This window comes from Bacteroides sp. K03, assembly GCF_019734355.1.
Classification (GTDB): domain Bacteria; phylum Bacteroidota; class Bacteroidia; order Bacteroidales; family Bacteroidaceae; genus Bacteroides; species Bacteroides nordii.
The window spans coordinates 75605-100298 of sequence record NZ_JAASHC010000002.1; the positions used below are offsets into that span (position 1 = coordinate 75605).

Consider the following 24694-nt stretch of genomic DNA (forward strand, 5'->3'; position numbering starts at 1 on the left):
GTCACTTTAGTATTAGGTAATGCTTTCTTCATAACGACTTATATAATTTATCTATTTCTGATTTTGGGGCATAAACATAGTTGCCGATTTGACGTGTAGGGATTAAATGATGGCGTATATGCTTAAAAACGCTACTATCATTAATATGAAACTTCTTGGCTATCTCTCCAATGGTGTAGCAATCTTTGGGTTCAAAGGATAATGTTTCCCTCTTTTTCTTTTTAACAGCAGACTTTATTTTGAAGTGTTCATCTATGTACTGACCGACTAAGCTGAATCTGCCGTTGCCCAAGATTGTGTGAAGGAATCAACCCTTTACGAATCATTCTATAAAGTACATCCCTACTAATCCCATAAAGCAATACCGCTTCTGGAATTGTCAAGTAACCTTTACTTGCAGGCAAGTCGGACAACAATACTTCGACACTAAGGTAGGAGGAGTGAAGATTTTACCACCCTCCTCGCAATTTCTTTGAATGGTGTAATTACCTCTTAGCATATTCTTCTCGTTATAAATGGTTTATATCAATCTAAGTTGTACCTTATCGCCAAATAAGACGCGTCGCAAATATGTCACAAATAAGAGATAAAAAAGCCCATAGAAAACACATAGCAACCATGAACCCCATAAACGCAAAAAGCGTGCAACTAGTTGAGCTGCACGCTTTTGCTTATTGTTTATTATCTGTTTCCTTATCGGAATCATTTGACTTCCTCGAAGTCTGCATCCTGAATATGTTCATCCTGTCCACCATTAGACTGTCCACCAGCTTGTTGTCCACCGTTCATATCGGGACCAGCCTGAGCACCACCTTGTGCACCACTCTGTGCATACATCTCAGCACTTGCAGCCTGGAATGCAGTATTCAGTTCAGCCATAGCACTGTCAATAGTAGCCAGATCCTGTGCTTTGTGAGCATCTTTCAGTTTCTGCAAAGCAGCTTCAATCGGAGCTTTCTTGTCAGCAGGCAACTTATCACCCAGTTCTTTCAATTGATTTTCAGTAGAGAAAATCATACTGTCAGCCTGATTCAGTTTATCAATCTTCTCACGTTCTTTCTTATCTGCCTCAGCATTAGCTTCTGCTTCTGCCTTCATCTTATCAATTTCTTCTTTACTCAAACCGCTGGAAGCTTCAATACGGATAGCTTGTTCCTTGCCGGTAGCTTTATCTTTAGCAGATACCTTTAAGATACCGTTAGCATCGATATCGAATGTTACTTCAATCTGGGGTACACCACGACGAGCCGGAGCGATACCTGTCAGATTGAACTGGCCGATTGATTTATTCTGTGCAGCCATCGGACGTTCACCTTGCAACACATGAATAGTTACTTCTGTCTGATTATCAGCAGCAGTAGAGAATGTTTCACTCTTACGTGCAGGAATAGTTGTGTTAGCATCGATCAACTTAGTCATCACACCACCCAGTGTTTCGATACCCATTGACAACGGAGTAACATCCAACAATACCACACCTTTGATCTCGTCTGTTAACACAGCCCCCTGTACAGCAGCACCTACAGCTACTACTTCATCGGGGTTAACACCTTTAGAAGGAGTTTTACCAAAGAAATCTTCAACCAGTTTCTGTACAGCAGGGATACGTGAAGAACCACCTACAAGGATTACTTCATCAATATCAGAGTTACCCAAACCTGCATCCTGCATTGCTTTTTTACATGGTTCAAGACAAGCCTGAATCAAGTTATGAGCCAGAGATTCAAATTTAGCACGAGTCAATGTCTTAACCAAGTGCTTAGGTACACCACCTACCGGCATGATATACGGTAAGTTGATTTCTGTACTTGTAGAAGAAGATAATTCAATCTTAGCTTTTTCAGCAGCTTCTTTCAAACGTTGCAAAGCCATCGGGTCCTGGGTAAGATCAGCACCTTCATCATTCTTGAATTCTTCAACTAACCAATTGATAATTACCTGGTCAAAGTCATCACCACCAAGATGAGTATCACCATTAGTAGAAAGTACCTCAAATACACCACCACCGAACTCAAGGATAGAGATATCAAATGTACCACCACCAAGATCGAATACGGCAATCTTCATATCTTTGTGTGCCTTATCAAGACCGTAAGCAAGTGCAGCAGCAGTCGGTTCATTTACGATACGTTTTACTTCCAGTCCGGCAATCTGCCCAGCCTCTTTAGTGGCCTGACGTTGTGAATCAGAGAAGTATGCAGGTACAGTGATAACAGCTTCTGTTACTTCTTGTCCAAGATAGTCTTCAGCAGTTTTCTTCATTTTCTGCAAAATCATTGCAGAAATTTCCTGCGGAGTGTAAAGACGACCATCAATATCAACACGCGGAGTGTTATTATCACCTTTTACTACTTTATATGGAACGCGGGTTACTTCTTTTTGCACCTGATCCCAATTTTCACCCATGAAGCGTTTAATAGAGAAAATTGTCCTTGTCGGATTTGTGATAGCCTGACGTTTTGCAGGATCACCTACTTTACGTTCGCCACCATCAACAAATGCAACAATAGAAGGAGTTGTACGTTTACCTTCGCTGTTTGCAATTACTACCGGTTCGTTTCCTTCGAATACAGAAACACATGAATTTGTTGTTCCTAAGTCAATACCAATAATTTTTCCCATGATCTTTATACTTTTATATTATTTATTATTCTAATTTCCTTTTGTCCGATTGTCATTCAGCGCCTTTCTTCAAGGATATCTTTCAAGCGGACGACAACTAAAAAACAAACCGTGTGCCAAAAGGAAATTACATTAGTTAGTGACATATTTTCTGCCAAAACGACAGTTTTTAACGATAGAAACTGCCGCAGCAGGCACAAGGCTGCAAGCATGATTGCTTCATACAACAAATGTAACCGGCTCTGGTTCGATGGAAAAAATAAATTCTTATCTTTGTAGTTGGAAGTTAGAAGATAGTAGTTGGTAGTTAGAATCCTTTTCGGCGTAATAGTACTAACATGCCGAAAGGATTCTAACTACCAATTACTAACTACCAACTACTAGTTTCTAATTTATACAAACCTGATATGACAAACCGCATTTTATACATCTGCCTTTTTGTTTTGCTGACAGCCTGTGGTGGAAAAACAAAAAAGGAAACAGTATTACAAGATAGTACTCCCGTTTCTCTGTCACAAGCCCAAGGTTTCGGTATAGCACATACCGATAATTATACCATTGTCACTGTATATAATCCCTGGAAACCAGGAGAAATATATGATAAATATTATCTCGTTAAAGATGAGACAATTGTAGTGCCCCAAGACGGACATAAAATTACTATTCCGTTAAAAAGCCTGATGACAAACTCAGCCACCCATCTCGGCTTCCTAGAGTTGTTGGGAGAACTTGACAAAGTGACGGGCGTATGTAATTCTGAGTATATTTATAACCCCACTATTCTAAAGGGAGTAGAAAAAGGACAAATTAAGGATTTGGGAGACGCTTTCAATCTTGATATAGAGAATCTGCTCCTACTCCATCCACAAGCTGTCATGACTACCGCTTATAATACCGAAGATGAGAATAGCAAACGAATGCGACAGACAGGCCTTAACCTTATATATAATATAGAGTGGCAAGAGCCGACTTTGCTGGGACGCGCCGAATGGATTAAATTTATCGGGGCTTTCTTTGATAAAGAAGCACTGGCTGACAGTATATATACGGGAATAGAACAACGCTATAACGATTCAAAAATGAAAGCACTGGTACTCTCATATGCTCCATCTATTTTCTCCGGACAGGATTATCGCGGTACCTGGTCATTACCTGGTGGTAAAAGCTATACAGCCCAATTGTTTCGTGATGCCGGAGCCTCGTACAAATACTCACAGGATTCAACCAGCACCAGTATTCCCAGTAATATAGAAGAGGTATTGGTGAATTTTAACCAAGCGGATATATGGATAGGTGCACAGGCTTCTTCACTCGAAGAGTTGGGAAAAACAGATAACAAATACAAACTTTTCAAAGCCTACAAAGAAGGTAATGTGTACAATACAAACAAACGAACAAATGCTACCGGAGGAAATGACTACTGGGAAAGCGGAGTCGCACGTCCTGACTTGCTACTGAATGACATGATTAAAATCTGCCATCCCAACCTTTTCTCTGAATATGAACTGACCTATTACGAACGACTGAAATAATGAAAAGTTATCCTCTGTTTTTTTTGTTAAGCGGACTGCTGATTTGTGCTTTTCTGGCTGATATCGCTATTGGCAGTGTCAACCTGTCATTATCTGATGTGTGGGTAACCTTAACAGGAAACAGTGACAATCTTATTTATCATGAGATCATATTAAATCACCGGTTACCTAAAGCTATTACTGCCATACTGGCGGGAGGAGCTCTCTCTGTAGCCGGCGTACTGATGCAAACCCTGTTTCATAATCCATTGGCAGGCCCTGACGTATTGGGGGTTACCTCCGGTGCCAGCTTGGGAGTTGCCTTACTCACATTAGGTACTTCCACCCTTCCCCTTTGGCTCATTACCGGATGGGGGCAGGTAATGGCTGCTATTATTGGAGCAGTATGTGTACTATTGTTGGTTATAATCGTATCCATTCGCATACCACAGACCGTTTCTTTGTTAATAATAGGTATGATGTTCGGTTATTTTGCCGGAGCAATAGTGAGTATTCTGCAAAGCATGAGTAATCCGGATACACTGAAACTATTTATTACCTGGACATTCGGTAGCCTTTCTTCTGTAGGTTGGGGACAAATGGCAGTAATGGCTCCTGTCATTATCTGTGGAATATTTCTAGCGCTACTTTTACAGAAACAGCTGAATGTATTACTACTGGGCAGAAACTACGCCAGTGGACTGGGTATTTCTGTCACTCAACTGCGTTTATGGATTATTCTGGCTACAGCACTGTTGGCAGGTACTTCAACGGCTTTCACCGGACCGATTGCTTTTATTGGGATCACAATGCCTCATATTGCCCGTGGGCTATTCCAGACTCCCAATCACCGGATTATTCTTCCGGCTTCTATGTTATGTGGAGCCATCATCCTATTGATATGTGACCTCATTTCACAAATGCCTGGTTTTCAAGGCACACTCCCCGTTAATGCCGTGACAGCCCTCTTTGGTGCTCCAGTCATTATCTGGATCATACTAAAAAATAAAGGATGAAGCAATACTTCAGTAAGACCTTCATAGCGTATGATAGGACTCAACCTGTACAAGGTTGGTAAGGAACGATGTACGACATGCACATGTCGTACTGTACCAGATGCACATGTCGTACTGCACGAGATGCACATGTCGCGCTGTACGAGATGCACATGTCGTACATTGCTCCTCACCGAAGAAAAGAGTACTTCTCTAAGGCAAAAGCCATCTACCTTCCTTATATTCAGACATAAACACATAGCCCCGGATGTACAACATTTGTCCATCCGGGGCTACACTATACTTATTTAATATATACTTCTCTTATTTCTTGGTAAGCACCAATACTAAAGTATTATTCGCATCATACAAGCCAATGCCACCACCGGCAAGTTTACCAAACGATTTCACTTCATTCAGGGCACTCATAATTTTACCTTCGGTTTCCATATCAGGACATGCCATCATGGTAGATGCTACAGCAGGGAAAGAGATTGAAAGAGCATTACCCTCCTCCATTTTGAAACCACCATTGATCAGGTTGCATCCGGCATTGCCATGAATTCTCTGTTCTTTCACATCAAAAGCAATGAAAGGTTGTTTTTCCATACCAGCAGGAACCGCTTCTCCATTCACTTCCGTAATGTTCCATTCACCCTTTAAATCAGCCACTTTCACATCGGAAGCTTTCTTTTGAAGTATAACAACAGGACGGTCGGAAGCATTGCAAAGAGCCATTGTTGCTTTCCCCATTTTTTTATATCCCTTGACCTGTCCCAAAGTGCTCAATACATTCTGTTCAAGGGTCATGTCCGGGCAAGCCATACGAGTGCTGCCTAATGCTCCCAAATCAATTGTACCAGCTTTCGCATTCACATCAATTGATCCTATTAAACGATTACATCCGGTGTAACCATATACTTTTCCTGTAGTAGTATCGAAGCCGATAAAAGGGATTTGCTGACCTTGACCCGGCACAACAGCTGTACCGTTTATCTCAATAATGTTCCATTCACCATTCATGGAAGACAAAGAAGTCGCCTCTTTGGAAGAGCGGCAAGATGACATTGCAAGTGCTGCACCTGCAATGAAAATAGAAACTAATACTTTTTTCATTATTCAATAACGTTTAAGTTAAATATGGGCGCAAATATATCAAAAATAACATAAAGTTCATACATTTGTCTGAGTTAATATTAACAGAACAGACAATTCAATGGTTCATGAAATACAAACGAAGATGAAAAGAATTACATTTATCCTCCTCTGCCTTATTCTGAGAATTGTAGCCATTACAGCTCAGAATGATTATCTTGTAACGACGCCTCAGCAAAAAAGTAATAGTATGAGCGAAGAAGAACAATTTATTGAGAGTAACTTTCCGTTGCAACTCTTATGTAAATGGACACCCGGATTAAAATTCATGTTTATTCCTGATGGTAATGAGCTTTTTATTCCAATCTTCAACTCTTACGAAACAGAAAAAGAAGTAGACAGCAATAAACTTAAACACAAAATCTTCGAGTTTCAGGGTACAGAAGAGAAAGAAAAAGAGACCTACGTGGGTACTAATTACTCCACCCGTTTCATCTTTAGCTGCGAAGGAAATAAGTATTATTCCGAATTCAAAAACCTACGCCTTAATGATATTTGTGAACAAAACCCACGTGCCAACATTAGTGGCCTGGTATATTTACCCGATGTAGACAAGGCACGAGAGTTACTTATCGGCAAAGTTGTTTACACCCACATCGCCAGTGCACGGATAGACGACAGTAATAGCTATTCAGGTTATAAGACAGTACAAATTGCCGAAAATGAAAAAGTTACAATCACAAATATAGGAGTAGGCAGTAAAGCCTATCCGGTAAAGATTGTTTTTGAAGACACAAAAGGTAATTCATACTATGTTGAAGTAGCTTTATCCAGAACAAATTCCGGCATGGATAAGTCAGACTTTCAGGCAGATAAGAAAACTAAATATTTTCCAAACGCATTCTCATTCAATAATCAAAATGCATTAACACTTGAAAACTTAAAAAGCAAATACGTCGGCATGTCCGTCTATCCCAAGCAAACGATGAGTACAAAATGCAACATGAAAGTAGAAGGAAGTACCACAGCATTAGAAGTACGCCTGCTACGCTACACTCCGTTACAAATAAAAGATATTTCCATTGAGTCTCCTAAAACAATAGCTATGCTGACTCTGGAAGATGCAAACGGAAGCACTTATGAGACTGAAGTAGATTTGAAATATGATATAATTACCAAAAACGAGAATTACATAGAAGATATTTTTGTGTTTGGAAATATCCGGAAGCAGTACCCTTACATCACAGAAGAAAATTGGAAACTAATTGCTCAAGGAAAAATAAAGGAGGGAATGACCACAGATGAATGTCGTCTGGCACTGGGCAATCCTATCCAAATAGAATATAAACAGGACACGCGTTTTGAAAGCTGGTTGTACGCTCGTAAAATACTTGAATTTGAAAGCGGCACGTTGCTTCGTTATAAATAAATAAGGAAAGAGGGAATGATTTTATAAAAATAATACCGTATATTTGTTCCTTAAACAAGTCTTAAATTCTTAATTTTTAATTCTCATATTAAAGAAATGGGTAGAGTTCTTATTATCGGTGCGGGCGGTGTAGGTACCGTTGTTGCGCACAAAGTGGTACAAAATGCCGATGTATTTACTGACATTATGATTGCCAGCCGCACTAAATCCAAATGCGATGACATCGTAAAAGCCATTGGTAATCCTAATATAAAAACAGCCAAAGTAGATGCTGATAATGTAGACGAGCTGGTAGCTTTATTCAATGACTTCAAACCGGAAATGGTAATCAATGTTGCCCTCCCCTATCAAGACCTTACTATTATGGAAGCTTGTCTGAAAGCTGGAGTGAACTATCTGGATACTGCGAACTATGAGCCCAAAGATGAAGCTCATTTTGAATATAGTTGGCAATGGGCTTACCACGATCGCTTCAAAGAAGCCGGGCTGACAGCTATCTTGGGTTGTGGTTTCGATCCGGGGGTAAGTGGAATCTATACAGCATATGCCGCTAAACACTATTTCGACGAAATTCAGTATCTGGACATCGTAGACTGTAATGCAGGTAATCATCATAAAGCGTTTGCCACTAATTTCAATCCGGAAATTAATATCCGTGAAATCACCCAAAACGGACGTTATTATCAAGATGGTAAATGGGTAACCACCGGTCCGCTTGAAATTCACAAAGATATTACCTATCCTAATATCGGTCCGCGCGATTCATACCTGCTCTATCATGAAGAGTTGGAGTCATTGGTAAAACATTTCCCTACGATCAAGCGTGCACGCTTCTGGATGACTTTCGGTCAGGAATATCTGACTCACCTGCGCGTAATTCAAAATATTGGTATGGCCCGTATTGATCCAATCAATTACAATGGCGTAGAAATCATCCCGTTACAATTCCTCAAAGCCGTATTACCTAATCCACAGGAACTGGGCGAAAACTATGAAGGCGAAACTTCTATTGGCTGTCGCATCCGGGGATTGAAAGATGGTAAAGAACGCACATACTACGTATACAACAACTGTAGCCATCAGGAAGCTTACAAGGAAACTGGTATGCAGGGAGTCAGCTACACTACCGGTGTGCCGGCTATGATCGGCGCCATGATGTTCTTCAAAGGAGAATGGAAACGTCCGGGTGTGAATAATGTAGAAGAGTTTAATCCGGATCCGTTCATGGATCAACTGAATAAACAGGGATTACCCTGGCACGAAGTATTTAATGGTGATTTAGAGTTATAAAAATGGATTTTTATCAGTTATTAAAGTTATTCGGAAAGCTTAAAAGTCCCAGAATCAGACTACTTGGGTTATATGTTATGCATATAACCCAAAGGAGATATTTAGGGATATACCTGGATCCGGTACTGAGCTGTAACTTCCGCTGTAAGATGTGTTATTTCAGTGATGATGAGAAAAGAAAAGAGATGCATGGCAATCTTACCAAACAAGATATGGAAAACATAGCTGAAGCTCTCTTTCATCGTGCATTGAAATTACAGATTGGCTGCGGAGCTGAACCAAGCCTTTACAAAAATCTGGTAGAAATTGTCCGTTTAGGAAAAAGATACAATGTTCCATACATATCGCTCACCACAAATGGCAATTTGCTAATCAAAAAGCAACTATATGAACTTGTAGAAGCTGGATTAAACGAGATAACCTTATCTACACATGGTATCCATAAAGCAACATATGAATATTTAATGACTAATGGTAAACATGAACTCTTTCTTCAATTACTGAAAAATCTGAAAGAAGTTAAAGAGAAATATCCGGAATTCAGAATTCGTATCAACTATACAATGAATGAAGACAACACAGAAGAGCTGAAAGATTTCTGGAAAGTATTCGGAGACATTCCTTTAGATATTCTCCAACTGCGCCCTGTACAAGAGATAGGTAATAGTGAATATCAAAACTTCAGTCTTCAGAAAATTTCGGAATTGCTTGATGACGTAATCGTCCCACTTGTAAAAGATTGCAAAAAAAGAGATATTATCTGTATGGCTCCCGAACAAAAAAATCTGGAAACATTGGAACAGGAAGCTCCAGATATGGATAAAACATTTGAAGAATTGACATATTGCTATGTTTCTGCACATTCCTGTTGGACTGAAGATTTTGATTATCATACAGAAACATTTGAATCATACTGCCGCCGAAAAAAAATGGGAGCTTATATTCTTCGGAAATTATTCTCTAAAACAGGAGGCAAGATAGATAAAATGAAACAAGTAACAAGAAAGATGAATTATTCGGTAAAATAAACTTTATATATAATGTGAATATGGGATTAAACGTTGGAGATAAAGCTCCCGAAATACTAGGAGCAAACGAAAAAGGAGAGGAAATACGTCTCAGCAATTATAGAGGAAAGAAAATCGTAATCTACTTTTATCCAAAAGATAATACTTCCGGATGTACAGCGCAGGCTTGTAGCTTGCGTGACAATTACTCTGAACTGCGTAAAGCCGGTTACGAAGTGATTGGTGTAAGTGTGGATGATGAGAAATCACATCAGAAGTTCATAGCTAAAAACGAATTACCCTTCACTCTCATAGCCGATACAGACAAGAAATTGGTAGAAGAATTCGGTGTATGGGGAGAAAAAAAACTGTATGGGCGTGCATACATGGGAACATTCCGTACTACTTTCCTTATTAACGAAGAAGGAATTATAGAACGAATCATTGGCCCTAAAGAGGTGAAAACCAAAGAACACGCCGCTCAAATTTTAGTAAACAAAGACTAATCAGTCAGTATACTGACTACTAAATTCTAACTATTAACTACTAAAATAGTATGGCAAAGAAAGACGAACTTAATTTTGAAACAGGAAATAATATGGCATCAAGCGAAAAACTAAAAGCCTTACAGGCTGCCATGGACAAGATAGAAAAGAGCTTCGGCAAAGGTTCTATCATGAAAATGGGTGACGAAGTTGTAGAAGAAATGGAGGTTATCCCTACCGGATCAATCGCATTAAACGCAGCTCTTGGCGTAGGCGGTTATCCACGTGGTAGAATAATCGAAATCTATGGTCCGGAGTCTTCCGGTAAAACAACTCTGGCCATCCATGCCATTGCTGAGGCACAAAAGGCAGGAGGTATTGCAGCATTCATTGATGCTGAACATGCATTCGACCGCTTCTACGCAGAAAAGCTGGGAGTAGATGTAGACAATCTCTTTATCTCTCAACCGGATAACGGAGAACAGGCATTGGAAATAGCCGAGCAGCTGATCCGTTCTTCTGCTATTGATATTATTGTCGTGGACTCTGTGGCTGCGTTAACACCGAAAGCCGAAATTGAAGGCGATATGGGTGATAACAAAGTTGGCTTACAGGCACGTTTGATGTCTCAAGCACTACGTAAATTAACTTCTGCAGTAAGCAAAACCCGCACTACTTGTATTTTTATCAATCAGTTGCGTGAGAAAATCGGTGTAATGTTTGGTAATCCGGAAACGACTACTGGTGGTAATGCATTGAAATTCTATGCCTCTGTACGTTTGGACATCCGTGGTTCTCAACAAATAAAAGATGGCGAAGAAGTTATCGGTAAACAGACTAAAGTGAAAGTAGTGAAGAACAAAGTGGCACCTCCTTTCCGTAAAGCAGAGTTCGACATCATGTTCGGCGAAGGTATTTCCCGTTCCGGAGAAGTAATTGATTTAGGAGCTGACATGGGAATTATCAAGAAAAGCGGTTCATGGTATAGCTACAATGATACCAAACTGGGACAAGGACGTGACGCTGCCAAACAGTGTATCGCCGACAATCCGGAATTGGCAGAAGAACTTGAAGCATTAATATTTGAAAAGCTGAAAGAGCATAAGTAAATTAAAGATTGAAAATTAAAAATTAAAGGCTGCGCAGTTGGATTAATAATCCCTGCACAGCCTTTAATTTTTATCCTTTTGTCTTTCAAACCTCAATAGCTGATCAACCTTCTTAAAACCAATAAATATATGCCAATGTGCTACAACTGATGACAACCCACAGTAATATACCTTGAATCAACGGCTTTAACCCTACCGACCTTACTACATCCATAGAAAGAGAAGCACCTATGAAAAACATAGTTATAGTCAAAGTTTTACGAGCCAATCCGTTAATAGCAGATCCTAACTCCGGAACACTACCTAAGAGATAAGTATTTACTATCATAGCCAGTACAAAGAAGAAAATAAACCAGGGAATACTTATTTTTTGTCCCTTACTTTTGAATATAAACGAAGTTGCAAATGCCATCGGAATAATCCAAAGAGCACGAGTCAATTTTATAGTAGTAGCTACCTTCAAAGCCTCTTCACCGTACGCTGCCCCTGCCCCAACAACAGAACTCGTATCATGAATAGCAATGGCAGCCCATGTTCCGAATTCATGCTGGCTCATACCCAAAGCGTGACCAATAACGGGAAAGATAAACAATGCAATTGCATTTAGAATGAAAATGGTAGCTAATGCCACAGACATTTCACTATCATTTGCTTTCACCACCGGTCCAACAGCAGCAATAGCACTCCCCCCACAAATAGCAGTACCGGAACTGATCAAATAAGAGGTATTACGGTCCACCTTCAATACCTTGCGACCAATAAACCACCCGATCACTAAGGTACCAATAACAGAAATAATTGTAAACTCCATACCTTCTTTACCGGAAGCTAAAGCAGAATCAAGATTCATACCAAACCCCAAGCCGACAACGGAATATTGCAATAAATATTTTGAGGTTTTCTTATTAAACTTGGGATGTGCCTGCCCACAGATTAATGCAAAGGCTAACCCCAGAAAGAGTGCTAAAGGAGGTGTCACCCATGCAGAAAGGGCATGCATGCCTGGAATGTAGTCTAACAACAAGAAGAAAGTTAAAATTGAAAGTAAAGCTACATAGACAGTTTTGTTATTTGCCTTTAATGTTCTTGTAATTGCTAAAGCCATATCTTTATTATTTAATTATTTTTTTCGGCTGCAAAGATACGCTTAGTTTATGGGTTACGCCAATCGTTTCTACTTATGTACTATAACTTTTAGTTATCACCTCCAAATAGAAATAACTTATAGTACAAAGTTTTCTACTACTATCTTGAGACTAATTTACTGCAAATAAATTCAGCTATCTCTTATAAACACCTAATTATTTTAACAAATGCTTATTTATAAAATTCCATGCACCTTCTTTGTAATAACGATGTCCTCCATTACCAATATAAAGCTCACAATTATCAGGTACACCGGCAGCCGTATATATTTTCTTCAGATTTACAAAAGCTTTCTGAGCTTCTTTTAGAGGAAACATAGTATCGTCTTTTCCATTCAAAGTACAAAAAAAGCGAGGGGCTGTCAGCCCTGCAATATCACACATTTCACCATATTCCAATATTCCCGGAATGTAATTACAGTCACAATGATACATTGCTCCAATACTTCCTGCAAAAGTACAAAAATATGAAGATGGAATCGACATCGAAATACGAGTATCGCATGCTCCGGCAAAAAGAGTCGTCGTTCCACCTCCCGAATTACCAGAAACAATAATATTAGACTTATCAACGGGCAACTCTGCCAATGCCCAATCTATCAACTTAGAAATATCCCATACTCTATCACCTATAGGAGTTCGTCCAACCAATAAATCTTGCATCAATAGCGTACGACAAGAATATGGTACATCCTTTGCCTTATCTTCCGAAGTACGGGTCTTTCCGAATCCTCTTGAAGTGGGAGCAATAGCAATAAAGCCATTTTGTACAGCCTGTACAGCAACATTTCTTTCACCAACTTCACCTTCTATACGCTCTTGCTCAGAGAGATATATTCCGGCGTAGGTTTCTGTATTTTTCCCATGTCCATGTGGTGTTATCATTAAAGGCAAATTTCCTTCTTTATTTTTAGGTAATAAAAGTACAAACGGCAGGGGAACAGTCGGCTCAGTCCATATTTCCCATCTCTCTCTAATAGCGTATCCGATATCTTCAGAATTGATTTTCCTGGCTTCAATTTTAAATGAAGACAACTGCCTTTCTAACTGACTGATTCCTAATCTTTCTTTTAACTTATCTCTAAATTCTGTCTGCCAAACGTCGACCTCTTCAGGTGTTGTGCCCTTGAATGCATATTTCATTTCAGCACTGTTATAGAGATCCTCATAATAAGCAGATGCGGAAAAACTATCTTTATAAGCAAGGCTTCGTTCTCTCGGAATATCATTTTTTTGAATTGTTTTTTTATAGTTTACACATTGGGTCATAATCAATATACTTGATAATAATGCAGACCAGTAAATTATCGACTTCATAAGCATATAACGTTTTTTTTAAGTTTTATCTTAATGTGAATTATAGTAATGATTATAACTTTACACTTATCACTACTTGATACAAGAAAGTGGTCTTAATACAACTTTACCCGAAATACCTGACGGCTTGGGGTGCCAGTTTCCTGCGTCAAATTTCCCATCCTTTCCAACATTCATTCGTCCTTTTGATTCGACGTTCGCATTATAAAAAATCTTCCATTCTAATCCTTTTTTATCCATATAAGAAATACGATTTACCATAAGGTTGGAAACTTTAATTTTCAGTTCATCATTTCCTTTCAATACAGAAGCTGGTATCTCTATTACATACGGAGCATTAAAAAGAGTTCCCTGATATTTGTTATTCACGTATATCGCAGCACTCTCGTACAGATTCTCTATATGAAGTAACCAAGCATCCGCTTTTCCCGATAATGCAGGGATACGAGTAGTATATTCAGCAGTCCCAGAAAAAGCTGCGTAATCTTCTCCATATTCTGTCCATGACTCCAACTCTGTAACATTTCTTGTTTCCGGTAGTACAGGCCCACCTTTCACAAAAGAAATCGTCCAATTATTATCTAAAAGAACCTCTTCGCCTATCGGTGTATAATAAGGATACAAATCACCCACATACTTTTGACAGAATGTTTCAACTACCATCGATTCATTGGGTTTTAAACTAAGCCATAGTTCTGTCTTTCCACTCTTCTCACGTGTCCGCGCATAACCGTCTTTTCCAGTCATTGGATTATATAATGCACACGATTTATAATCCGCATTCAAAGTTATCCAATCTGAAAATTCTTTATCTTCAGGATTCAAAATAAAATAATAGAAATTCCCGTCTTCTTTTAGCCGCCTGACACACTGTAATCCCTGTTTACAAATACTTTCGGAAATAATACCCGATTCACTCATCAAATCCGAGATGGTCCCAGAGGTTATAAATTTGCCTTTCCCATATTGAGCAATACACACTTTCCCCTTTTCTACAAATCTAAGTTCATCTTTCAAAGAGAACAATTTGTTTCTGTTGTGTTCTAAATTAATCAACCCCGGAACATCGGAAGGAAGCGTACCATAAAAAGCAACGGTAGCACCAGCTTTTACCAATTCCATCAATCGTTCAAATGTCTTTAAAGGCATATGTTTTATTTTAGGAATCACAATCACCTTATATATATTCCCTCCGGCAGAAACACCTTCTTTCCCGACTTGCACCTCTTGTAATAGTTGGTCAGACACAGCATCCCATGAATATCCGTTTAGCCAGAGATAACGCCCGCATTCATCCATTGTTACCGTTTTAAAAGAATGGAAGTAATGAAATATTTCTTTACCGGGAGTAGACCAAAGATCAGAAATTCCGTAATAAAGCAATAAATCGTTAGATGGCTTTCCTGCCTGCAAAAAGCTTTGTGAACAGGCTACATATTTATTGAGTGCTCCGAAATCATCCCAAAAACTATTGGATGGAGTAAAATGTACCGCTGCATAATACAGCCATCCCGGCCAAGAAGCATTTTGAGGAGAATAAGCTGTACCATGATAAAATATATGATTTACACCCCCCAATAAGAATTTATCATTGGCAATCTTAACATCAGACAATTTAGTTTGAAAATGTTCACTTAACAAAGTTGCTGACTCTGCTGACGTTAGCTTCTTTCCCCTCAGATGAGCAGCCGAAGAAGCACTTTTTATATCCGTAATCGTACTCCCTTCTGTTTCCGGAATATCGCTGGCTGCATACAAATCCAGAGCATTAGCCGGAGAACCGTGTGCCTGATTCCGAATTCCTTTTCCTTGATGTTCAGCCCACAACTGCCATTTTCGGGTAAATCGTTCTAATAATAAATCAGAGATAACCATACGATAATCGTATAAAACCCTACCATTAGTATCATCATCTGCCAAGCCTAAAAGAGCCGGAAGATATTGTTTTAAATCATATCCACAAACCCGTTTAAACTCCTTAAAAAAATCCGGAGTCCAATTTGCACATCCAACTGCATCATCCACTTCATAAGAGTCATTAAAATAACATCTCAAGTAACTCAAATCGTATCCGGAGAATGCATCGTCAAATTTCTTTAGATATTCACTGACTGCATACTCCGAAAAATGATCTATTACATTCCCTTCCCCCCCGGGGCCCGCACGTTCCACCATTTTACCATGATTACCTTGAAATAAAGCACAAACCAACCAGTCTCCCTGAGGAGCAGTCCAGTCTAAAACCCCGTTTCTCACCCTATCCGTAAGATCTATGGTTTCTGTAAATCCGACTTGCCCCACTCGTTTCTTATTCGCCGTGACAGCAACCAAAGGCAAGTTTTTTCTATACCAAACCTGCGCATAACAATTCTCTTGCAAATTCCGGTTAGCAGTGACAGGTTCCTTCACATCGTCAATGTCCACTTTCAAACCACTTTGAGTATAAACCAACGGTTGACGGATATATTCTATTCTCTCAGCCAGTCTCTGCCCCTCTTGCAACCTAAAAGTTTTTGACAACATACTTTTGCAGGCCATATCCTCATTGACCCAAGGCCCACCAAACGGCCATCCGGATGTATTCGCCATATCTACCCCCATGCCAAGGCGTTTAGCCTCAGCAAGGGTGTACACTAATTTATCCATCCATTTTGGAGATAGAAAATCAATAAATTTACTTTCTTCTCCCCTGACGCCATATATAGGAGTTATTTCGACCCCTCCTATTCCTGCTTTCCGATACGATTCCAAGGCAGTTGTAATATCCTTTTCAGTCAAGACATTCCCAAACCACCACCAACGAGTCCATGGTCTCATCTCCTGCGTGATTCCCGGCCATTTTACCACTCCGGTTTCTTGCATTTTTGAACTATCAGAAAGAGAACAAGAAGTCAAAAATATCACAACAGCATATAAGGGAAAATATTTTCTTAATATAATATCCATCTCCATCACTTAGTTAATTATTTAGCTAAAGAAACCGATTTTATTTTGACACGTCCTCCCTCATCATTAGATACAACAAAACCGATTGTCACAGGTCCGCTTGCCAATACTTCAAATTCCATACCCTGTTTTGTTATCTCTATTGTCTCATCCCAATGAAGATAAGCAAGAACATCAGAATTACTTTCAACATCATCAATATCAGGAAGTTCCACTCCCTTAGTTACTACAAAATAACAATTATTTTTTCCAACAAAACTAAACGGAACAAAAGCAGCATAATAAGCCCCTTCCGGTAAATCCGTGGTTTGATAAATTTTAGCATTTTCCAATGCACCCGTCGTTGCTTTATTTGCATAAAAATCCATCACTCCACCATTATCTCCCTGATAACCGCCTACATATATTTTCTTAGACGAATTATAAGTCGACAATACATTTTCAGTGCAGGTCCAATCTTTCAGGCAGTCAACACGTCCGGAAACCAATCCTGCTTTCTGGAAAGGATTTCCACCATTTTTAATGTAGATATCCGTAATATCCTCCCAAATATGAACCACTTTTTCTTTCGTAACCAGATTTCCACGCGTACCCTTCGAAGTCAGTTTTACATTATAAACTCCAACTCCGGGAAACACATGTTTCTGAGGCTCTTTCTCGTTAACCGTTGACGACCCGTCATCAAAATCCCATTCATAATCCAGACAGAAAACAGATTTATTGGAGAAAGAGACCTCAAATGGTTTCTTTTCGTCCATTTCGAAAGTGAAGTCCGGTTGAGGCTCTATAAACCCCGCTGTAATGTCGACAACAATAAGACTCATTTTTTCATTGATCTCTGCGTTCGAATTTAGTATCCTTATGCCTAATACATATCTTTTATCCAGATTATCCAATAAAAAAGGAATATCCACAGTTAAATTCAATTGTCCTAAATCTTCTCCCTTTGCAATATGTATTTCCGTATCCAACCGATATTTATCTGCAGGCAGAATTTCGGGAATAGTACCATCTTCACCCACTAATTCCTCCGAATCGATAAGAGCAGGTATCGTATCATTATCAATACCCAATTCAACGCTCACATCATTATTGCTCCATATCGATGACCGGTATATGCCCAAAGGTATCAAAACCTTATTATTCTCTACATCGATTTTATAACGAAACGGAGCATTTTCTGTTTCTACAATCTGATCAACCTTATAAATAATACTTTCATAAGTACCCGCTATGTATACTTTATCAACCGGATATTCGGATCCTGCATCATAAATATCTTTATATTCACATGCATGCAACAGGATAACCAGCAACAATGACAATGCTTTATATATCATCTTTTTCATATACTTCATATTTTTATTCGTTAAGAAAATTACCATAATGGATTTTGCGGCCAACCAGCAGCCATTACTTGCTCATTCAAAATGACCGATCCCGGTATAGGATAGAAATACATTTTAGGTGAAAAGACTCTCTTTTCCACATTGATTTTTTTATAAGTAAATGTTTCATCTTCATTCTTTCGTATCTCAACACCTGTCAAATCAGCATTAAGTACATCCGTCGCAATCATCCATCTCCGGGCGTCCCACAAACGATGATCCTCAAAAGCCAGTTCAATCCGTCTCTCATTCCTTATTCTTTTACGTAATACATCTTGATCTGTGCCTCCAATCGGAATCATCTTAACATCAGAACGCCCCCTTGTTTTATTCACATAGGTCAGAATATCCGGATGTCCGGGATTACTCTCATTCAAAGCTTCAGCATAGTTCAAGTAAATCTCGGAAATACGAAATATCACCCAAGGATGATTACTAGTACCATTCACCACCAAATTGATATTAGAATCTACAAACTTCCTCAAATAATATCCGGTCATTGTCCCGTTCTTAATTCTTTTATGTGCCCCTCCCTCAAATGTTTCTATAGTCGTATTTTTGAATGAAGAACCATTGGTATATATCGACAAAGCCAAACGGGGATCGCGATTACTATAAGGAGAGAGTGCGTGTTCCGGATTATTCCAATCAAACTTACTGCCATCAATCATTTCATAATCATCCACCAAATTCTGTGAAGGAGTAACTCGCCCTTCTCCATTAGGAAATCCGGCCGGAAAATTCAATTTTTCAAACGTATTGGTATTTCCGCTTATACGTCGCACCAATATCAATTCCGGGCTCTGAGTTACTTTTCCTAAATCCGAATAACGTTCCATCAGTCCATAACCGGCTTCGGCAGATAAATCAATTACCGCTTTAGCTGCTGCCGCAGCCTCCGCCCATCTGTCCCTACGATCTTTCTTCTCTAATGTCACCAGTTCGGGATGTGAATATCCTTGTGTCCATGAATCCGTATTCCACAAATCACTGGCTGCATATAGCAATAACCGACTTTTTAAAGCCAAAGCAGCCCCTCTCGTTACTCTTCCTAAATTATCATTATTATAAACTATCGGTAAAGCATCTTCATCACCATTTACTCCTTCTCCGCCCAAAACAGAGCATTCATTCACTATAAAGTCAACACATTCTTGTAATGTGTTCCGATGAATATTCTTAAAATCGGCATCCAATGGTAAAGCTGTTTTCATAATCGGAATGCCACCATAACGTTTCACCAGTTCAAAATGATAATATGCTCTCAAGAAACGAGCTTCTTTTTTCCAATTGGCAATATCACTCAACCTCGCTTTATAAGTTTCCTGTGCATTCTCACTCGGATCATACTTATATGCATCCAAATTAACCTCAAACTTTTCCGAAGATTCCAGATAAGTATTTATACGGCGTATATAAGAATAATAATGCGCCCACAAATCATCCGGGTTAACATACTGATTCCAAGAACCAGAATTAAAGACTTGTGCATTCCCCTGTAGCGTATATTCGGCCTCATCGCTCAACGAGGCCATCATCGCATTATCGATCAGATAATGTCCGTCACGCATACCGGCATATAAGTGGGTAACCTGTTTTTGCAAATTACCATACTCTTGAGCAATCGACTCTTCATTCATCGTTGTTGAATATTCCCTGTCCAGTTCAGAACATGCACCGAACAATAACAACATAAAAACAAGATTATATTTTTTTATCGTATTTCTCATTTTTCCTTTAATTTATCAAAACTGAATATTTGCTCCTAAACTCACTGTCCTGACTGCAGGATAACCACCAATCCGTTCCGAATCATACCCATCGACATTGTCCACTGCAAAAAGATTGGTTCCATTCACAAAGATTCTTAAATTGGCTTTTGTATCCGGAATAATATTTTTAAATGTATATCCAATCTCTACATCTCTCAATTTCAAAAAATTACCATTGCGCATCCAGAAAGTTGATGTTCTGTAATTGTTTTGCTCATTGGTGAGAGAAAGTCGAGGATAAGTCGCAGTATGAGCCGTTTCTTCCGAAGTCCATCGGTTCAAAGCAAATTCCGAAACAGAACCGTTGTTTTGAAAAGCCTTATAATAGCTCGCATCCAAATACACACTCCGGTTCAGTGCCGCATGCAGAAATGCTGAAACATCCAGATTCTTATATGAAAATCCTAAGTTCAGACCAATCGTCATCTCCGGAACATTTGTATAACCCAAAGGAGCACTATCGTTATTATCGATAATTCCATCCCCATTCCAGTCTTTATACTTCAAATCTCCGGGTACAACATCCTTCCATGTCGGTTTTGCAACATCCGGATTATTGATATCCTCTTGCGTGTAGTATCCTAATGACTCCAGATAAAAAGGCTGGTTAATACGATGTCCCGTTTTATACAAGTGCCCGTTATTATCAGCCCGAATATCCTCGGACATATACAATATCTTATTCTTAGCCGCCCACATATTCGCCTTTACGTAATATTCAAAGTCCTTACCAATACGATCATGATAAGCAACGGACACTTCAAAGCCGGTATTTTTGTTTTTTCCAATATTCAAATAAGGCAGTTCCGCTCCCATATAAGAAGGAATGCTCCGGTTCGGCAGGCATAAAATGCCCGACCGGCAATTATGAAAATAGTCGAACGAAAGGTCTATTTTCCCTCCTAAATTCATCTCAAAGCCTATATTCAACTTCTTCTCTTTTTCCCATGAGATATCTGGATTAGCCAGTCTAAGTTGCCGGAAACCGGAAAAGTTACTATTACTAACGCCGAAATTATACCCATCCGTACCTCCGTAATCCTGATCATACATAAAACGTCGATCACCATTTATTTTATCATTACCGGTTAAACCGTACGAAGCTCTGAGTTTTAAAAGTTGTACCAACTTATTCCCTTTCAGAAAATCTTCCTCCGAAATAACCCAGGCAATGGACCCAGCCGGAAAGAAACCGGCCCGATTTCCTTTTTTAAACGCTTCACTGGCCTGCAATCCCATAGAAAACTCACCTATGTATTTTCGGGCATACGCATAAGTCAGGCGTGCTCCCATACCAACATGTATAAAAGGCTGTTGTTGTCCATATGTCTCGTTTTCATATGAATATAAAAGCAGGGCATCCAAATCATGGCTGCCAAAAGAACCTTTATAGTTCAACGATCCTTCTACTGTCGTATTTCTCCATTGGTCGGACATAGAATCATCGATTGTTAACTGTTCTTTCTTCCCGAAAGGTTCAGAATACAAATATTTTCCTTCGGCATCCTTACCTGTTAATGCATAATACTCATAATTAGCATATCTGTTGGAATATCCTAAATAATAACTATTGAAAGATATCGCCCCGGAAACACTAAGTCCGGGAAGTAACATATCCAGTTTCTCCGTCAACTTTAAAGCGGAATTAATATTTCTCGAATTCTGTTTCCAATAGCCACGTTCCGTAATATTGGCTAACGGATTAGACCAGTTACTACTTCCTCCCCAAGTATTGTTAGGATTCACTACAGGAAATGAATTGGGAGGAAGTTGCTGTATACGATTGAAAAGATCATTTGTATTTTTACCGGCCTCTGCCCCTCCGGGAGTTATCTTATCTTCAATAGCAATTCCCAACGTAATATGAGCAGATAAGTTCTTAGTGATGTTCACATCCATATTAGAACGGACATTGTATCGATTATAACGCTGATTCTTAGTTTTATCAGACATATCGGCTGTACGTCTGATCAGTCCGGAATTTCCCAAATAATTCAATAACACAAAATACTTCACGACCTCATTTCCTCCTTGAAAATTCAAGCCAACTTTATACATCTCGGCTACTTTCCGTAAAGTCTCGTCGTACCAGTCCACATTAGGATACAAATATTTATCCGTACCGTTTTTATAAGCATTCAAAACCTCTTCACTATAAAATTGGACACCATTGTTCACATTACCGTAGGCCTCATTATAAAGACGTGCATAATCATAGGAATTCAAAAAATTCGGTATCCGTGTTGGCTGCTGAAATCCGATTTGTGCGGTAAAATTAATTCTCAATGGAGAATTAATTCCCCTCTTAGTATTGATCAACAGAACCCCATTAGCTCCTCTCAATCCGTAAATTGCTGTTGCAGATGCATCTTTCAATAAAGTGATCGATTCAATTTCCTCCGGCATCAGTTGAGACAAAAGCGTTCTCAAATAACCATCTCCATCAATATATTGGGCAACAAAACCATCAATAACGATCAGAGGTTCAGTCAGCCCTTGAAAAGTACCAAGTCCTCGTATAAAGAGTTTGTTATCAATAACACCAGCCTCGTCCGAACCTTGGCTCACTGTTAATCCCGGCAAGCGGCCGGTCAGCGAATTAAGCAAGTTAGGAGTAAAAGATTTTAAAAGCTCATCTCCACAAACAGATGAAATAGCACTACTTGTTTTATACCTTTCCTGCACATCATATCCGATAGGTGTTTCGACACATATACTGTCATTTACAGCAAATATGGAAACGGGTATGGAAAGAAAAGCAAAACACATTAAATATTTAAACATCGAATTCATAATATCTATTTAAAAGTTCAAGAAATATAACTACTATATGATATCAATATCCCGGATTTTGAATCAGATAACCTTTATCCATTTCACCGGTAGAGAACGGATGCCTGTACATCTTACGATTAAAAGTTCTCACCTCGAAGACGTAAGGTTCGTACCGGCATTCTTTCGTGCCTTCTATCTTATAAATTTTTATTCCGTACATATTGCCCTTCATGACTCCTTCCTGTTCGCATATTTCCCAACGCCTGACATCATACAGACGATGCCCTTCCATGCACAATTCTACTGCTCTTTCATTTCGTACTTTATCTCTGAATTCTCCCTGAGTTAAATCCCTGGATAAGACAGGCATCCCTGCCCGTTTACGAACTTCATCTACTGCGTCATAAGCTTCTGTGGGCGGAACATCATAATATTCATTCAAAGCCTCTGCATAACTCAAGTAAAATTCGGCTAACCTAAAAATACATCCTTTAGGTTCAACCAACACATTATCTCTCCGGCTGAGCGAAAGCGGTACCGGTTTATGCATATACTGCCCTGTAATGCATTTATCATTTCCCGTCTGAGACAGATCCATAGAAAGGTTGTCCGTTGAATTCCAAGGTTGTCCGTGATAAGTCGCAGTCTGTCTGAAACGAGGATCCAGTTCTTCATATTTTTCCATCAGATCATCCCCTCCATTCATATTCCATGTCTGTCGAGTTCCGTTTTTCTTCTCATATTTCATAACAAAATTAAATGTCATACAGAGTCCTCCGCCCGAACCGCCGACAACGCTGGGTATGTGACCATTCCATGGAAAATGTCCGGTACCCACTCTTCCCCTGCATTGATCGGCAAGTATCACTTCCTCATTGTCCGGATGATCCCAAACATATAAATAAGATATATCCTTACCGCTCTCGTCTTTCTTTCCTTTCACAAGAGTCACCCCTGTCCTGTCTGCCTCATCGAGCACCTCTTTAGCAGCATCGGCAGCTTTTTTCCAACGTTCTCTGTCATAAGTTCCTAAAATGATCAGATCATTATTTGCGCCATAATTTATATAAGGTTTATCTGTATTGAAAGTTGGGCTCGCAGCATACAACAAGGTTCTGGCTTTCAAGCACATTGCCGCCAAATTGGTTAGTCTTCCTCTTTGCGAAGTAGTCAGTTCGTTCGGCTTCGGCAAAAGTTTTATCGCCTCTTCACAGTCATCCAGAATAAATTGAACTACCTCCTGAACTGTATTTCTTGGAATTTTAAGATCTCCTCCCAAAGCAACACGTTCACGAAGAATCGGAACACCACCGTATTTACGGAATAATTCAAAATAATTAAGTGCCCGGATACAATACCCCTCTCCTTTGACACGGCGTTTAAAAGCATCGTCCTGAAAAGGAGCATCATCAATACGTTCCAATATCGTATTAGCTCTTCGTATAGCTTTCCAATGGGTTGTAAACCTTAAGTCACCAGTATTGCTGGGATTCATCCCTCCGGCGTTCCAAGGAGCCTGACACCAATACCACCCCTGTGTTATTTCAGCTTCGTCCGTTGCCGCTCCCGAACCGATGTCACTCATATCCTGTTCGTTCCAGTACGGAAAGTCGCTTTTTACTCCCATATAATAGGTTCCGGCAACAAAATAATCGACTTGTACTGGTGATGAAAAAATCGTATCCTCCGTTACATCTACTCCGGGAGGTTTCTCCAAGTATTGATCACACGACAAACATATTGTATTCAAGAATATACTCAAAAACAAAATAGCGGTTTTATATAATAATTTTTCCATTTTTATTACG

Annotated in this window: 16 protein-coding genes and 1 pseudogene; 7 read left to right on the plus strand and 10 right to left on the minus strand. The window is 39.4% G+C overall.

Translation table 11 applies throughout. The annotated features are described in order from the left end of the window. Nucleotides 1–28 precede the first annotated feature (28 nt). Together HCG69_RS01465 and dnaK are read right to left on the minus strand one after the other, a co-directional pair. Nucleotides 29–499: pseudogene (locus tag HCG69_RS01465) on the minus strand (helix-turn-helix domain-containing protein). Between the two features lie 203 nt (nucleotides 500–702). After that, nucleotides 703–2622 carry a molecular chaperone DnaK gene (gene dnaK, locus HCG69_RS01470; RefSeq protein ID WP_195349103.1) on the minus strand — a complete coding sequence of 640 codons (1920 nt, stop codon included), beginning with the start codon at nucleotides 2620–2622 and terminating at the stop codon, nucleotides 703–705. 407 nt (nucleotides 2623–3029) lie between these two features. Between dnaK and HCG69_RS01475 the strand changes: the two genes are divergently transcribed. Beyond that, on the plus strand, nucleotides 3030–4154 hold the full coding sequence (locus HCG69_RS01475; RefSeq protein ID WP_221648560.1) for an ABC transporter substrate-binding protein: 1125 nt from the start codon (nucleotides 3030–3032) through the stop codon (nucleotides 4152–4154). Beyond that, nucleotides 4154–5149, plus strand: coding sequence for an iron ABC transporter permease (locus tag HCG69_RS01480; RefSeq protein ID WP_221648561.1), 996 nt, complete (start codon nucleotides 4154–4156; stop codon nucleotides 5147–5149). Before HCG69_RS01475 ends, HCG69_RS01480 begins: the two co-directional genes overlap by 1 nt. 303 nt (nucleotides 5150–5452) lie before the next feature. Here the strand turns inward: HCG69_RS01480 and HCG69_RS01485 are convergent, their stop codons facing one another. Continuing rightward, nucleotides 5453–6244, minus strand: a complete 792-nt coding sequence (locus tag HCG69_RS01485) for an META domain-containing protein (protein ID WP_221648562.1) — start codon at nucleotides 6242–6244, stop codon at nucleotides 5453–5455. Nucleotides 6245–6368: 124 nt separating this feature from the next. On the opposite strand from HCG69_RS01485, the gene HCG69_RS01490 reads away from it, so the two are divergent. From HCG69_RS01490 to recA, 5 genes are all read left to right on the plus strand, one after another. After that, on the plus strand, nucleotides 6369–7652 hold the full coding sequence (locus HCG69_RS01490) for a hypothetical protein (protein WP_221648563.1): 1284 nt from the start codon (nucleotides 6369–6371) through the stop codon (nucleotides 7650–7652). A gap of 96 nt (nucleotides 7653–7748) precedes the next feature. Then, nucleotides 7749–8942 (plus strand): saccharopine dehydrogenase family protein, encoded by a 1194-nt coding sequence (locus tag HCG69_RS01495; RefSeq protein ID WP_221648564.1) that lies wholly within the window; start codon nucleotides 7749–7751, stop codon nucleotides 8940–8942. Nucleotides 8943–9019: 77 nt separating this feature from the next. Beyond that, the gene (locus tag HCG69_RS01500; RefSeq protein ID WP_255585255.1) at nucleotides 9020–9970 is read left to right on the plus strand and encodes a radical SAM protein; all 951 of its coding nucleotides are present in this window, start codon (nucleotides 9020–9022) and stop codon (nucleotides 9968–9970) included. A gap of 20 nt (nucleotides 9971–9990) precedes the next feature. Then, nucleotides 9991–10455: a thioredoxin-dependent thiol peroxidase gene (gene bcp / locus HCG69_RS01505; RefSeq protein ID WP_221648566.1), complete on the plus strand. Its 465-nt coding sequence runs from the start codon at nucleotides 9991–9993 to the stop codon at nucleotides 10453–10455. 50 nt (nucleotides 10456–10505) lie between these two features. Beyond that, the gene (gene recA / locus HCG69_RS01510; protein ID WP_002561983.1) at nucleotides 10506–11543 is read left to right on the plus strand and encodes a recombinase RecA; all 1038 of its coding nucleotides are present in this window, start codon (nucleotides 10506–10508) and stop codon (nucleotides 11541–11543) included. Nucleotides 11544–11655: 112 nt separating this feature from the next. Here the strand turns inward: recA and HCG69_RS01515 are convergent, their stop codons facing one another. The 7 genes from HCG69_RS01515 to HCG69_RS01545 form a co-directional block, all read right to left on the minus strand. After that, a complete protein-coding gene (locus HCG69_RS01515; RefSeq protein ID WP_221648567.1) occupies nucleotides 11656–12648 on the minus strand; it encodes a YeiH family protein in 993 nt (330 codons plus the stop codon). Between the two features lie 196 nt (nucleotides 12649–12844). After that, entirely contained in the window at nucleotides 12845–14005 is a 1161-nt protein-coding gene (locus tag HCG69_RS01520) for an alpha/beta hydrolase family protein (RefSeq protein WP_255585256.1), read from the minus strand. 72 nt (nucleotides 14006–14077) lie between these two features. Continuing rightward, nucleotides 14078–16957 (minus strand): glycosyl hydrolase, encoded by a 2880-nt coding sequence (locus HCG69_RS01525; RefSeq protein WP_370634100.1) that lies wholly within the window; start codon nucleotides 16955–16957, stop codon nucleotides 14078–14080. Between the two features lie 11 nt (nucleotides 16958–16968). Continuing rightward, on the minus strand, nucleotides 16969–18300 hold the full coding sequence (locus HCG69_RS01530) for a DUF5013 domain-containing protein (protein ID WP_221648569.1): 1332 nt from the start codon (nucleotides 18298–18300) through the stop codon (nucleotides 16969–16971). 29 nt (nucleotides 18301–18329) lie between these two features. Further along, nucleotides 18330–20069 (minus strand): RagB/SusD family nutrient uptake outer membrane protein, encoded by a 1740-nt coding sequence (locus HCG69_RS01535; protein ID WP_221648570.1) that lies wholly within the window; start codon nucleotides 20067–20069, stop codon nucleotides 18330–18332. A gap of 15 nt (nucleotides 20070–20084) precedes the next feature. Then, nucleotides 20085–22895: a TonB-dependent receptor gene (locus HCG69_RS01540; RefSeq protein WP_255585258.1), complete on the minus strand. Its 2811-nt coding sequence runs from the start codon at nucleotides 22893–22895 to the stop codon at nucleotides 20085–20087. Between the two features lie 52 nt (nucleotides 22896–22947). Then, nucleotides 22948–24684 (minus strand): RagB/SusD family nutrient uptake outer membrane protein, encoded by a 1737-nt coding sequence (locus tag HCG69_RS01545; protein ID WP_221648572.1) that lies wholly within the window; start codon nucleotides 24682–24684, stop codon nucleotides 22948–22950. Between the last annotated feature and the right edge of the window lie 10 nt (nucleotides 24685–24694).